The following is a 13,195-nucleotide window of genomic DNA, read 5'->3' as shown; positions in this document are numbered from 1 at the left end:
TCCGGGGGGCGTTCAGGTGAGCGTGACCGTCTCGGGGCTGTCGCCGGACCAGGCGGCCAGCGGTGTGAAGCCGTGGTGGCCGCACTCGCCGAATACCGTGACCGGGCCGCCGCCGGAGAGCGCGACGAGCCGCCACAGCCCGGGCCGGGACCGTGCTGCCGGTGTGACCGGCAGGGCCTGCCGCCCTCCGGCGTCGGCCAGTTGCCAGCCGTCGTCCGAGGGCACGGGTACGACGCCCTGCAGAGTGACCGGCCACGAATCAAGCCAGGGGTCGTCGCGCAGCGCCTGTCCGTACGCGGCGAGCGCGTCCGCCGCGGAGCCGCCCGGTGGCGGTGCCTTGATGGGCACCGGGGTACCGAACCGCTCGCGCAGTTCGGCCCGCAGCTGTCCCGCGCCTCCGTGCGGCACGATCTCGGCGTCGATCACGAACCCCGGGGGCAGGGCGAGCTGCGGTGCCCGTCCGGCCGCACCGAAGGAGAGGAGCAGGGCCGTGCGGCCCGTCTCCCGTCCGTGCAGCCAGACCCGGCGGGTGGTCAGTCTGGCGTCCGCGGAGTCGTACTGAGCGAGGACCAGCCAGTCGTCCCGGACCGCCGGGCCCTCGGCGGGGGCGGTCAGGCCGATCCGGGCGCGCACGGTGGCGGCGAGTGGTTCCGGGAGCCGGTCGATCCCGAGCCACGCGCGGTCGAGGAGGTGCACCAGCGCGGCCTCCTCCAGCAACCGCACCGGCCACCCCTGACCGGAACCGGGTATGGCACCCAACTCCCTCACCCGCGCCGCCAGTCCGGGGGCCTGGGCGTCGACCATGCGTGCGGCGGTCTCCTCCCACAGTCCGTACCCGGGCCGCTCCACGGAGGCCAGCCCGCCGCGCAGCAGGTCCGCGAGCCGCTGCTCCAGCTCCGTCGCGCCGGCGGTGATCCGGGCGGCCCGGCGCTCCGCCCTGCGTCTGGCGGCCTCCGGGTCGGCTGCCCTCGCGGGTCGGTCCTCCGCGGCTCCGCGTCCCTCCTGCCCCGCCGCCCCCCTGCGGCGGTCCGCGAGCCACTCACCTGCCCAGCGGGGCACTTCGACCTCCCTGACGGCTTCCGGGCCGCCGGCCCAGAGCAGCAGCAGCCCCAGCGCGTGCTTGCACGGGAACCTCCGGCTCGGGCAGCTGCACTCGTACGCCGGGCCGGTCGTGTCCACGACCGTCCGGTACGGCTTGCCGCCGCTGCCCTCGCACAGACCCCAGACGGCACCGGTGCCGCTGCTGCCCGTGCCGGACCACGGCGCGGCCGCGCCGAGTTCGCCGCCCGCCTTGCGTGACGTGGCGTCAGGAGCCAGGGCCAGCACCTGTTCCGCCGTCCAGCGCACCCCCTGCTGATTCATGGGGACGACGCTAGGGGACGGCACTGACAAATAGGCCTGACCTGGTGGTTCACCGTGCCGGCGACGACTTGACCTTGCCTGCTCTTTGCGATTCGCTTCGGGTCGCCAACCGACGATCCAGGGGGATCCGCATGAACAGAAGCGTCCGTACAGCCGTGTGCGCACTCGCCGCAGCCGGCCTCGCCGTCGGCCTCACCGCCTGCTCCGAGGCCGCGGACCGGGCCGTCGACCAGGTCGACAAGGCGGTGAGCGAGACGTACCAGGTCACGTACGAGGTCACGGGTGAGGGCGTCGACTCGATCGACTACCACGCCGACGGCGGCACGGCGATGGATCCCAAGATCGAGACCGTGCAGAAGCCCGAGCTCCCGTGGAAGAAGACCGTGACGCTGAAGGGCATCGTGCCGCCCGCCGTCATGCCGGTCGCGGTGGACGCCGCGGGCGCGGAAGTCACCTGCTCCATCACGTACAAGGGCGAGGTCATCAAGGAGTCGAAGGGCGAGGGGATCGCGACCGCCGGCGGCTGTGTCGCGGTCTCGCCGATCGCCCGGTGACCCCGCCCGCAGGCGGCTGACTTCGGCCTCGCCCGCGGAAGCGGGCCGTTGTCAGTGGCATGGTGCACGGTGGGTCCCACACCCGGTCGAACGATCTGGAGGGGGACCCATGACCGTGCCCGAAACCACCGCGGAGTCCGGTGTCTCGGCCCTGCGCCCGCACGCCGAGGCCGCGTTCGCCGGCGAGCTCGCGGCACTGGCCGCGGCGGACGACCGGCCGCGTCCGCCCCGCTGGCGGCTCTCGCCGTGGGCCGTGGCCACCTATCTGCTCGGCGGCACGCTGTCCGACGGCACGGTGATCACGCCGAAGTACGTGGGTCCCCGCCGGATCGTCGAGGTCGCCGTCACGACGCTCGCCACCGACCGGGCGCTGCTCCTCCTCGGTGTGCCCGGCACGGCCAAGACCTGGGTGTCCGAGCACCTGGCCGCGGCGGTCAGCGGGGACTCCACGCTGCTGGTGCAGGGCACGGCCGGCACCCCGGAGGAGGCGGTCCGGTACGGGTGGAACTACGCCCGGCTGCTCGCCCACGGCCCGAGCCGCGACGCCCTCGTGCCCAGCCCGGTGATGCGGGCGATGGCCGACGGCATGACCGCGCGGGTCGAGGAGCTCACCCGCATCCCGGCGGACGTGCAGGACACGCTCATCACGATCCTGTCGGAGAAGACCCTCCCGATCCCGGAGCTGGGGGAGGAGGTGCAGGCGGTCCGCGGGTTCAACCTCGTCGCCACCGCCAACGACCGCGACCGCGGCGTCAACGACCTGTCGAGCGCGCTGCGCCGCCGGTTCAACACCGTGGTCCTGCCGCTGCCCGCGACCGCCGAGGCGGAGGTCGACATCGTGTCCCGGCGGGTGGACCAGATGGGACGTTCGCTGGATCTGCCGGCGGTGCCCGAGGGCATCGACGAGATCCGCCGGGTCGTCACGGTCTTCCGCGAACTGCGGGACGGCGTCACCTCGGACGGGCGCACCAAGCTCAAGTCCCCCTCGGGGACGCTCTCCACCGCGGAGGCGATCTCCGTCGTCACCAACGGGCTGGCGCTCGCGGCACACTTCGGCGACGGCGTGCTGCGGCCCGGCGACGTGGCAGCCGGGATCCTCGGTGCCGTCGTCCGGGACCCGGCCGCGGACCGGACGGTCTGGCAGGAGTACCTGGAGACGGTCGTCCGCGAGCGGGACGGCTGGAAGGACTTCTACCGCGCCTGCCGCGAGGTGAGCGCATGACGGCGCCGACGGCGCACCCGCCCCGGGCGGCCGCGGACTCCCGTCACCCGGACCGGGTGTGGCCCTGCGCGGGGCCGATGGTTCTCGGCGTGCGGCACCACGGCCCGGGGTCCGCCAGGGCGGTGCTGGCCGCGCTGGACGCGGCGGAGCCGCGAGCCGTGCTGATCGAAGGACCTCCGGAGGGAGACGCGTTGCTGCCGCTCGCGGCCGACGAGGCCATGGTGCCGCCCGTGGCCCTTCTCGCCCACGCCGTGGACGACCCGGGACGCGCCGCGTTCTGGCCGTTCGCCGAATTCTCCCCGGAGTGGGTGGCGATCCGCTGGGCACTGGCCCACGACGTGACCGTGCGGTTCGTCGACCTGCCCGCCGCTCACTCCCTCGCGGCGGCCGCCGACCCCTCGTGGGGCGACGAGGAGGACGTCGTGTCCGGGGAGGAGCCCACGCTCCGCGTCGACCCGATCGGCGCGCTCGCCGAAGCCGCCGGGTACGACGACCCGGAGCGCTGGTGGGAGGACGTCGTCGAGCACCGTGGTGGGCCGGAACCCAAGGGGCGCGCGGGTCCGGGGGAGGGCGTTCTCGCGCCGTTCGCCGCCATCGGCGAGGCCATGGCCGCCCTCCGTGAGCGGTACGGACACGGGGGCCACCCCCGCGACCTCGTCCGCGAGGCCCATATGCGGATCCGGTTGCGGGCGGCGCGCAAGGAGTTCGGGGACGAGGTGGCCGTCGTCTGTGGTGCCTGGCACGTGCCCGCGCTGACGGCCCGGTCCACCGCCACCGCGGACCGCGCCCTCCTGAAGGGCCTGCCGAAGGTCAGGACCGAGACGACCTGGGTGCCCTGGACCCACCGCAGGCTCGCCCGACTGGACGGACCCCCGGGGCGGGGCTCCGGCGGAGGATACGGCGCGGGCGTCGAATCGCCCGGCTGGTACGCCCATCTCTTCGGCGTTCCGGACCGGCCCGTCGAGCGCTGGATGACCAAGGTGGCCGGTCTGCTCAGGGAAGAGGGCCGGATGGTGTCCTCCGCCCATGTCATCGAGGCGGTCCGGCTCGCCGGGACGCTCGCGGCCGTGCGCGACCGTCCGCTGGCGGGACTGGGGGAGACGATCGACGCCGTCCGGGCCGTGATGTGCGACGGCTCGGACGTGCCCCTCGCGCTGGTCCGGGACAGGGTGGTCGTCGGGGACGTCCTCGGCGAGGTCCCGGACACCGCGCCCGTGGTGCCTCTGCAGCGCGACCTGGCCCGCCTCCAGCGCGGTCTGCGGCTCAGACCCGAACCGGCCGAGCGGGAGCTGGAGCTCGATCTCCGCAAGGACAACGACGCGGCGCGCAGCCGGCTGCTGCACCGGCTGCGGCTCCTCGGCGTGGGCTGGGGCCGCCCGGAGGCGGGGCGCGGTTCGACCGGTACCTTCCGCGAGACCTGGCGGCTGCGCTGGGAGCCCGAGCTGTACGTCAGGGTCGCGGAGGCGGGCGTCTGGGGCACCACGGTGCTCTCCGCGGCCACCGCCAGGGCCGAGTCGGAGGCCGTCTCGGTGACGGCACTGGCCGAGGTCACGTCCCTCGCCGAGCGCTGTCTGCTCGCCGAACTCCCCGACGCGCTGCCGGTGGTGATGAGGGCGCTCGCGGACCGGGCCGCGCTCGACGCGGACGTGGGCCATCTCGCGGACGCCCTGCCGGCGCTCGCCCGCTCGCTGCGGTACGGGGACGTCCGCGCGACGGACACCGCCGCGCTCGCCGAGGTGGCAGCCGGAATCGCCGAGCGCATCTGCGTCGTGCTGCCGCCCGCGTGCACCGGACTCGACGCCGACGCCGCGGCCGGGATGCGCGGCCGCCTCGACGGAGTGCACTCCGCGATCGGACTGCTTCCGCAGTCCGGGGAGCTCGGCGGCCGGTGGGCGGATGCGCTGCGCAGGCTCGTCCTGCGGGACACGGTGCCCGGGTTGATACGGGGGCGTGCGGCCCGGCTGCTGCTGGACGACGGCCGTCTCGCCGAAGGGGAGGCGGCACGGCTGATGGGTCGCGCCCTGTCGCGCGGTACCGCGTCCGCCGAGGCGGCCGCCTGGATCGAGGGCTTCGTCGGCGGTGCGTCGGGGGGCGGGATGCTCCTCGTCCACGACGAGCGTCTCCTCGGCCTCGTCGACGCCTGGCTGACGTCGGTCCCGGCCGACGCCTTCACGGACGTTCTCCCGCTGCTGCGCCGCACGTTCTCGGCGTACGAGCCGGGTGTGCGCCGCACCCTCGGCGAGTTGGCGCGGCGGGGGCGGACCGCCGGCGGGCCGGTGCGCGCGGAGACCGGGGTGCCGGGCTTCGGGGCCGGGGCCGACGAGCGGCGCGCCGATGCCGTGCTGCCCGTACTGCGGCTGATTCTGGAGGGGGAGAGGGTATGAGCGCGACGGCGGACTCCGCGGGGGCGGGGAGGGCGTCCGACGAGAGGCTACGCCGCTGGCGGCTGGTGCTCGGCGGGGGACCGGCGGACGGCACCGGCCGCGCCCTGACTGGCACGGACGCGGCCGTGGACGGCGCGCTGTCCTCGCTCTACGGAGCCGGTGACGGCAAGGAGAGGCGCGCCGGCAGGCGTTCGGCCGGACTGGAGGCCTCCGCGCCCTCCGTCGCCCGCTGGCTCGGAGACATCCGTACGTACTTCCCGAACTCCGTGGTCCAGGTCATGCAGCGGGACGCCGTCGACCGGCTCGGACTGTCCACGCTGCTGCTGGAGCCGGAGATGCTGGAGGCCGTCGAAGCGGACGTCCATCTCGTCGGCACGCTGCTCTCGCTCGACAAGGCGATGCCGGAGAAGACGAAGGAAACCGCCCGCGGGGTCGTCCGGAAGGTCGTCCAGGACTTGGAGAGCCGGCTGGCGACGCGCACCCGCGCGACCCTCACGGGCGCGCTCGACCGCAGTGCGCGCATCAGCCGGCCGCGGCACCGGGACATCGACTGGGACCGCACGATCCGGGCGAACCTCGCCAACTACCTTCCCGAGCACGGCACGGTGGTGCCCGAGCGCCTCATCGGCCACGGCCGTGCCTCGAGGTCGGTGAAGAAGGACGTCGTCCTGTGCATCGACCAGTCCGGGTCGATGGCGGCGTCCGTCGTCCACGCCGCGGTGTTCGGCGCGGTGCTGGCCTCTGTGCGGTCGATCGCGACCCGGCTCGTCGTCTTCGACACCTCGGTCGTCGACCTGACGGACCAGCTGGACGACCCGGTGGACGTCCTGTTCGGCACCCGGCTCGGCGGCGGTACGGACATCAACCGTGCGCTCGCGTACTGCCAGTCGCGGATCACCCGGCCCGCCGACACCGTCGTCGTGCTGATCAGCGATCTCCACGAGGGCGGTATCCGCGACGAGATGCTGAAGCGGGTGGCGTCGATGAAGGCGTCGGGGGTGCAGTTCATCGCCCTGCTCGCCCTCTCCGACGAGGGAGCTCCCGCGTACGACCATGACCACGCGGCGGCTCTGGCGGCCCTGGGCGCCCCGGCGTTCGCGTGCACGCCCGACCTCTTCCCCGAGGTCATGGCGGCCGCGATCGAGAAGCGGCCGCTGCCGGTGCCGGCCGACACATGAGAGCGGACACCGAGTCACCGTACATACCGGACAAGGCGACTCATCGGTAACAAGGGACTTGCACAACCCCGGGAGACTCGTGCGAGCATCGTCACCGTTGCCCCCGGAGGGGCATGTTCCGCGACTGGGAGGGCTCGCCCCATTTCGACTGTCACCGCTGCTGAGACCCCTGCCGCCGGGCGCCCTGCGCACCACGCGGCCGGGCGGTGTGCGGTGGGCGCCTTCAAGGCGTTGCTCCTCCTGGGCGGTCTCATGGTGCTGGGATTCGTCCTCGGTGGCCAGGCCCACGCGGCGGAGCGGTCCGGGGTGCCCGCGGGGGCGTCGCCGGCCGGCTCCGCAGGTCCGGTCCGCCAACTGCACGACGACACCGGGTCCGTCGCCGGGGAAGCGGTGAAGGGGACGCTGCGTCCGGCCACCGAGCGCACCGAGCGCGACGTGGTGCGGCCGGTCACCGAACCCGTGGTGGAGCAGGTCGTCCGGCCCGTCCTCCGTCCCGTCTCGGAGACCGTGGACGATGTGGTCACCGAGGCGACGGAGCCCGTCGGCGACGTGGTCGGCGAGGTCGGCGAGGCCGTGGAAGGCACGGCCGCACGGCCGCTGCCCGCCCCGGCGCCCGGGTGGCCCGGCGAGGGCTCCCGGCCCGTCCTCGGACTCGACCTGCCCGGTGGCGGTGCGCGGTACGGCCCGCAGACCGGATTCCCCGCCGGGCCCCGGCCCGGCGGCGCCCTGGTGGGCACGCCCGGAAGCGAGCGGTCCACCGCCGCCGCGCCCCGCTCGGGCCCCGTGGGCGTCCAGCACTTCGGGCCGTTCCACGACGTCCGTGCACTCGCCGACGCCGCCCGCGACGACCGCTCGCCGGTGCCGACCGGTGGCCCCGGCGACGTCCCCCTCCCGCGGTACCCGGGCCGTTCCCCGGCCACACCGCACGGCGCCGCCGTGCTGGGGACCGCCGGCGACAGCCATACGCCCCGCCCCGGTGACCAGCCCGCAGCCTGGTTCCACGACGCGCCGGCGTCCGCGCTCCTGCCCGGTTCCGGGCAGTCCGAGGCCGCCTCAGGGATGCGCGACCGCCGGCGTGAGATTCCCGAATTCCCCGGATAGGGCAGGCCGTTCCCCCTGCCCGAGACCTGCCGCGCGGGGGCGGAGCAGGTCTGCCCTATCCCTCGGAACTCGAAGGACTCTCCCGATCATGAACAAGAACATCCGCCGCTCCATAGCCGTCGCCGCCGGTGCCGCGGGCATGTGGGCCGTCGGCACCGCCACCGCCACCGCCGACGAACTCCCCTCGCTCTCCCTCTCCACCGCCGACAAGGCCGCCGACTCGGTCGAGGACACGGCCGCCGAGGTCACCGAGGCACCGGCCGTCGCCGCCGCCGCGGGCGAGGCGCAGGCCGCGGCGGCCACCACCGCAGGCACCGCCGCCACCACCGCCGGACAGGCGGAGGGTGCCGTTCACGAGGCCGCCCGGACCCCGGCCCTCACCACCGCGGACCAGGCCCGTCAGTACGCCGAGAGCGAGGTGGCCGACGCCGGCGCCGAGATCGACTACCTCTTCGGCCCGCTGTCCTCCTTCGCGCCGGAACTGGTGGACCGGGCCCCGGCCACCGTCCACGGCCACGCCCGGGGTGCGGTCGCCCACGCCACCCCTGTCGCCGAGGAGGCGGCGCAGGACGTCCTGCCCCCCATCGCCGGCCGCGCGGTCGACGGTGTGCTCCCGGTGGCCGGTCAGGCGGTCGGAGACGCCGGCGGCCTGGCCACGGGCGTCGTCGGCGATGTCGCACCCTTCGCCGATGGTGTGGTCTCCGGTGTCCAGCCCTTCGCGGGCGACCTGGCCGGCGAGGTCCAGCCCTTCGCCGGGGGCGTCGTCGGATCCGTTCAGCCCCTCGTCGAGACCGTCGTGGACCACGTCCAGCCGGTCGCCCACGGGGTCGGCGGCAGCGCCGGCGACCTCGCCCACGGCGTCGTGGGCGATGTGGCCCCGTTCGCCGGCGGCGTGGTGTCCGAGGTCCGGCCGTTCACACAGGACGTGTACGGCACGGTCGCCGCCTCCCCGATCGCCGGCAACGCCGTCGCCGGTGCCCAGGGCGCGGCGGACACCATCACCCCGGGCTACGCCGACTCCCTCGGCCGCTACGCGACCCAGGGCTTCTGAGCGGCGAACGCACACCGGTGACCGGCGGGTCACATGCTTCGGCGGGCGGTCCCCATTGGGGTGGGGGCCGCCCGTCCCCCGTGTCCGGGGGCGGACGCGGGGAGGCCGGCGGGGCGTGCGGCGACGGGCCGGGCCTGCCGCGCCCGTGGGCATCCGCGAGCGTCGTGTCCGTACGTCCCCGGGGGCCGTGAGCGCTCGGTGCCGGACCGTGCCCGGCGCGTGGCCGTCCCGTAACCGGCGGTTCCGCAGCGCGCGCGATCTGTGACCGGTATCACCGCTCGGTTGTGATCTGCGATTTAGGGACCCACGGCCCACGGGGATAACCTGCGAGGCGGACATGCCGCGTGCCCGGTCACCGTGTACGCCTCCCTAGTGACTGCGCAGTCACGTTGCCCTTCGCGGCACGCCCACGCAGACAACGAACCGCGGATCACTACTGCGACGATTAGAAGCAAAGGGACGGACGCGCGTGGACCTGTTCGAGTACCAGGCGAGGGACCTCTTCGCCAAGCACGGTGTACCGGTGCTGGCCGGTGAAGTCATCGACACGCCTGAGGCGGCGCGCGAGGCGACCGAGCGACTGGGCGGCCGTTCGGTCGTCAAGGCGCAGGTGAAGGTCGGCGGCCGCGGCAAGGCCGGCGGCGTCAAGCTGGCAGCCACGCCGGACGAGGCCGTCGCCCGTGCGACGGACATCCTCGGCATGGACATCAAGGGCCACACGGTCCACAAGGTGATGATCGCCGAGACGGCTCCCGAGATCGCCGAGGAGTACTACGTCTCCTACCTCCTCGACCGCACCAACCGCACCTTCCTGGCCATGGCCTCGGTCGCGGGCGGCATGGACATCGAGGAGGTCGCCGCGACGACCCCCGAGAAGCTCGCCAAGATCCCGGTCGACGCCAACGACGGCGTCACCGCCGAGAAGGCCCGCGAGATCGTCGAGGCCGCGCAGTTCCCGGCCGAGGTGGCCGAGCAGGTCGCCGAGATCCTGGTGACCCTGTGGAAGACCTTCGTCGCGGAGGACGCCCTCCTCGTCGAGGTGAACCCGCTCGCGAAGGTCGCCGACGGCCGTGTCATCGCCCTGGACGGCAAGGTGTCGCTGGACGCCAACGCCGAGTTCCGCCAGCCGGAGCACGAGGCGCTCGAGGACAAGGCATCGGCCAACCCGCTCGAGGCCGCCGCCAAGGCCAAGGGCCTCAACTACGTCAAGCTCGACGGCGAGGTCGGCATCATCGGCAACGGCGCGGGTCTGGTCATGTCGACCCTCGACGTCGTGGCGTACGCCGGTGAGAAGCACAACGGCGTCAAGCCCGCCAACTTCCTCGACATCGGCGGCGGTGCCTCCGCCGAGGTCATGGCGAACGGCCTGGAGATCATCCTCGGCGACCCGGACGTCAAGTCCGTCTTCGTCAACGTCTTCGGCGGCATCACCGCGTGCGACGCGGTGGCCAACGGCATCGTGCAGGCCCTGGAGCTCCTCGAGGCCAAGGGCGAGGCCGTGACGAAGCCGCTGGTCGTGCGCCTCGACGGCAACAACGCGGAGCTGGGTCGCCAGATCCTCGCGGACCGCAACCACCCGCTCGTCGAGCGCGTGGACACCATGGACGGCGCGGCCGACAAGGCCGCCGAGCTGGCTGCGAAGTAAGGGACGAGGGACACCACACCATGGCTATCTTCCTCACCAAGGAATCCAAGGTCATCGTCCAGGGCATGACCGGCTCCGAGGGCCAGAAGCACACCAGGCGCATGCTGGCCTCCGGCACGAACGTCGTCGGTGGCGTGAACCCGCGCAAGGCGGGCACGACCGTCGACTTCGACGGGGCGGAGATCCCGGTCTTCGGCTCGGTCAAGGAGGCCGTCGAGAAGACCGGCGCGGACGTCACGGTCATCTTCGTGCCGGAGAAGTTCACCAAGGACGCGGTCATCGAGGCGATCGACGCCGAGATCGGCCTCGCCGTCGTGATCACCGAGGGCGTCGCGGTCCACGACACCGCGCAGTTCTGGGCGTACGCCGGTGCCAAGGGCAACAAGACCCGCATCATCGGCCCGAACTGCCCGGGTCTGATCACCCCCGGCCAGTCGAACGCCGGCATCATCCCGGCCGACATCACCAAGCCCGGCCGCATCGGTCTCGTGTCCAAGTCCGGCACGCTGACCTACCAGATGATGTACGAGCTGCGCGACATCGGCTTCAGCTCCTGCGTCGGCATCGGCGGTGACCCGATCATCGGCACCACCCACATCGACGCCCTGGCCGCCTTCGAGGCGGACCCGGACACCGACCTGATCGTGATGATCGGCGAGATCGGCGGCGACGCCGAGGAGCGTGCGGCCGACTTCATCAAGGCCAACGTCACCAAGCCGGTGGTCGGTTACGTCGCCGGCTTCACCGCGCCCGAGGGCAAGACCATGGGCCACGCCGGCGCGATCGTCTCCGGCTCCTCCGGCACCGCACAGGCCAAGAAGGAGGCCCTGGAGGCCGCGGGCGTGAAGGTCGGCAAGACCCCGACCGAGACCGCCAAGCTGGCGCGGGAGATCCTGCTCGGCTGATCCTCCGACGCGGCCACGCCGGCCGCCGTTGCGGGTGAGCATGCGACTGGGCCCGCACCCCGGACTTCCGGGGTGCGGGCCCAGTCACCGTTCCGGGGCGCGTGCGCGTGGCGGGGATCAGCGGGCCAGGGGGACGAGGCGCGCCGGCCCGGCGTCGGGATGGGAGTGGAGCTGGACGCGGAGGCGGTAGTCCTCCTTCGACCACGGCTCCGGACCGTTCCGCGGAGGCACCCCGCCGACCCGCTCCCCGGGTGCCTGCGGCGGTTCGTAGTGGTCCTCGGTGACGGCCATGGTCACGGCGGCGGCGCCGAGGATCAGGACGGTCAGTCCGATCGCGGCGCGCGTCCAGAGCTCCGCACGGCGTTCGCTGCCGCCGCGCACGTCGCGGGCCGAGGCGATCCGGGGTGTGGAGAGGTTCGCCACCAGATCGCCCAGCTCGTGCTGGAGCGCCTCGGGTTCGGCCAGCTCGGGGATCTGCTCGGCGACGGCCGCGCGGGCGTGCAGCAACCGGTTCGCGGCGGCGGGCGTGCTCGCCTCGGTCTCGGCGGCCGTCTCGGGGAGGTCGAGGCCCAGACCGTCGTACAGGAGCAGCGTGCGGCGGTACGACGGCGGCAGCCCGAGCAGTGCCTCGCGCAGAGTGCGCCCGCCGGGGTACGCGGCCGAGGCGGGGCGGGCCGACGCGACCGGGTCGTGGCGGCGGTGGGCGCGGCGCAGGCGGTGCCAGGGCGACATGGCGTACTCGTACGCCGCCGCCCGCACCCAGCCCGCGGGGTCCCGGTCCACGGCGACCTCGGGCCAGCGCTGCCACGCCAGGTGGAAGGCACGCTCGACGGCCTCCTGCGAGAGCGACTGCCGACCGGTGAGCAGCAGCGTCTGGCGGACGAGACCGGGGGCGGCGCGGGCGTACAGCTCGTCGAACGCCTGCTCCGCGGTCTGCGCGGCCCCGTCCCGGGCGGGCGGTCGCTCGGAGGGCTCTGGGGGACGGTCGCCGGCGGCGGCCTCCATCGCGCCTGCCGGTCCGGCGGAGGCCGCGTGCCGGTCCGCAGCCGGAGCCTCGCCGTGCTCGACCGGGGCCCGGGCCGGGGTCGTCGCGGGGTAGGGGCGCGGGGGTTCGAGGGGAGGGGGTGGTGCGGCTCCCCCGGGCCGGACTGCGGGCGTCCTCCGGGACCCGGCGGCGGGGACCCCGGCCGCGCCGGCGGTGCCCCTGGAGGTGCGGGTGGCGGGGTTCGCGGTGGCGCCCGCGGAGGTGCGGGCGTCCGACCCGGCGGGGGTGGCGCCCTTGGAGGTGCGGGCGTCCGACCCGGCGGGGGTGGCGCCCTTGGAGGTGCGGGCGTCCGACCCGGCGGGGGCCTTCCCGGACGGTTCCGCCCGCCCGGTGGGCCGGCCTTCACCGGACCGGCGATCCGGAGCGGACGAAGGACCTGCGGTCCGCTGCTCGTCCGTCCGAGCCCCCTCGTCCGTCCGAGCCCCCGTCCGAGCCCCCTCGTCCCTCCGACCCGTCTCGTCGGCCGGCCGGGCCCCGCCCTCGTCCCCGGGCGTGGACTCCCGGGCCGAGAGCTCGGCCACGTACGTGGCGAGCAGCTTCGCGTACGCCTCGCGTTTGCGCCCGCGAGGGTCGCTGCGACCCGTCTCCCAGGACCTGATCGTCGCTCTGGTGACGCCCAGGGCCTCCGCGAGCTGTTCCTCGGACAGCGACTTGCCCTCGCGCAGCCTGCGGCGCTCCTTGGGCGACGGCAACGGAGATGCGGCCGCTTCGGTGCTGTCCGCGGTGCTCTTCGTCATGAAGACCTCCC

The 13,195-nt window shown here is 74.2% G+C and carries 10 protein-coding genes; 8 read left to right on the top strand and 2 right to left on the bottom strand.

The features are described 5' to 3' along the window. Nucleotides 1-12: 12 nt before the first annotated feature. The gene (locus tag O7595_RS12680; protein ID WP_269728824.1) at nt 13-1,362 is read right to left on the bottom strand and encodes an SWIM zinc finger family protein; all 1,350 of its coding nucleotides are present in this window, start codon (nt 1,360-1,362) and stop codon (nt 13-15) included. Nucleotides 1,363-1,493: 131 nt separating this feature from the next. On the opposite strand from O7595_RS12680, the gene O7595_RS12675 reads away from it, so the two are divergent. From O7595_RS12675 to sucD, 8 genes are all read left to right on the top strand, one after another. Next, nucleotides 1,494-1,916 (top strand): MmpS family transport accessory protein, encoded by a 423-nt coding sequence (locus O7595_RS12675; RefSeq protein WP_269728823.1) that lies wholly within the window; start codon nt 1,494-1,496, stop codon nt 1,914-1,916. A 109-nt stretch (nt 1,917-2,025) separates the two neighbouring features. Beyond that, complete coding sequence (locus tag O7595_RS12670; protein ID WP_269728822.1) at nt 2,026-3,138, top strand: ATP-binding protein; 1,113 nt, start codon at nt 2,026-2,028, stop codon at nt 3,136-3,138. Continuing rightward, nucleotides 3,135-5,522, top strand: a complete 2,388-nt coding sequence (locus O7595_RS12665) for a DUF5682 family protein (RefSeq protein WP_443071611.1) — start codon at nt 3,135-3,137, stop codon at nt 5,520-5,522. The genes O7595_RS12670 and O7595_RS12665 overlap by 4 nt, the downstream gene beginning before the upstream one ends. After that, a complete protein-coding gene (locus tag O7595_RS12660) occupies nt 5,519-6,700 on the top strand; it encodes a VWA domain-containing protein (protein ID WP_269728821.1) in 1,182 nt (393 codons plus the stop codon). Before O7595_RS12665 ends, O7595_RS12660 begins: the two co-directional genes overlap by 4 nt. A 213-nt stretch (nt 6,701-6,913) precedes the next feature. Next, nucleotides 6,914-7,801, top strand: coding sequence for a hypothetical protein (locus O7595_RS12655; protein WP_269728820.1), 888 nt, complete (start codon nt 6,914-6,916; stop codon nt 7,799-7,801). A gap of 88 nt (nt 7,802-7,889) precedes the next feature. Next, a complete protein-coding gene (locus O7595_RS12650; protein WP_269728819.1) occupies nt 7,890-8,852 on the top strand; it encodes a hypothetical protein in 963 nt (320 codons plus the stop codon). A gap of 469 nt (nt 8,853-9,321) precedes the next feature. Further along, nucleotides 9,322-10,497, top strand: coding sequence for an ADP-forming succinate--CoA ligase subunit beta (gene sucC, locus O7595_RS12645; protein WP_269728818.1), 1,176 nt, complete (start codon nt 9,322-9,324; stop codon nt 10,495-10,497). Between the two features lie 20 nt (nt 10,498-10,517). Continuing rightward, entirely contained in the window at nt 10,518-11,402 is an 885-nt protein-coding gene (gene sucD / locus O7595_RS12640; protein ID WP_269728817.1) for a succinate--CoA ligase subunit alpha, read from the top strand. A 117-nt stretch (nt 11,403-11,519) separates the two neighbouring features. Here sucD and O7595_RS12635 read toward each other — a convergent pair whose 3' ends face one another. Then, nucleotides 11,520-13,184 carry a sigma factor-like helix-turn-helix DNA-binding protein gene (locus O7595_RS12635; RefSeq protein ID WP_269728816.1) on the bottom strand — a complete coding sequence of 555 codons (1,665 nt, stop codon included), beginning with the start codon at nt 13,182-13,184 and terminating at the stop codon, nt 11,520-11,522. Nucleotides 13,185-13,195 lie beyond the last annotated feature (11 nt).

It is taken from the genome of Streptomyces sp. WMMC940 (assembly GCF_027460265.1).
In the GTDB taxonomy this organism is placed as follows: Bacteria; Actinomycetota; Actinomycetes; order Streptomycetales; family Streptomycetaceae; genus Streptomyces.
The sequence above is the reverse complement of the archived record's forward strand: the minus strand, read 5'-3'. Positions and strand labels throughout refer to the sequence as shown.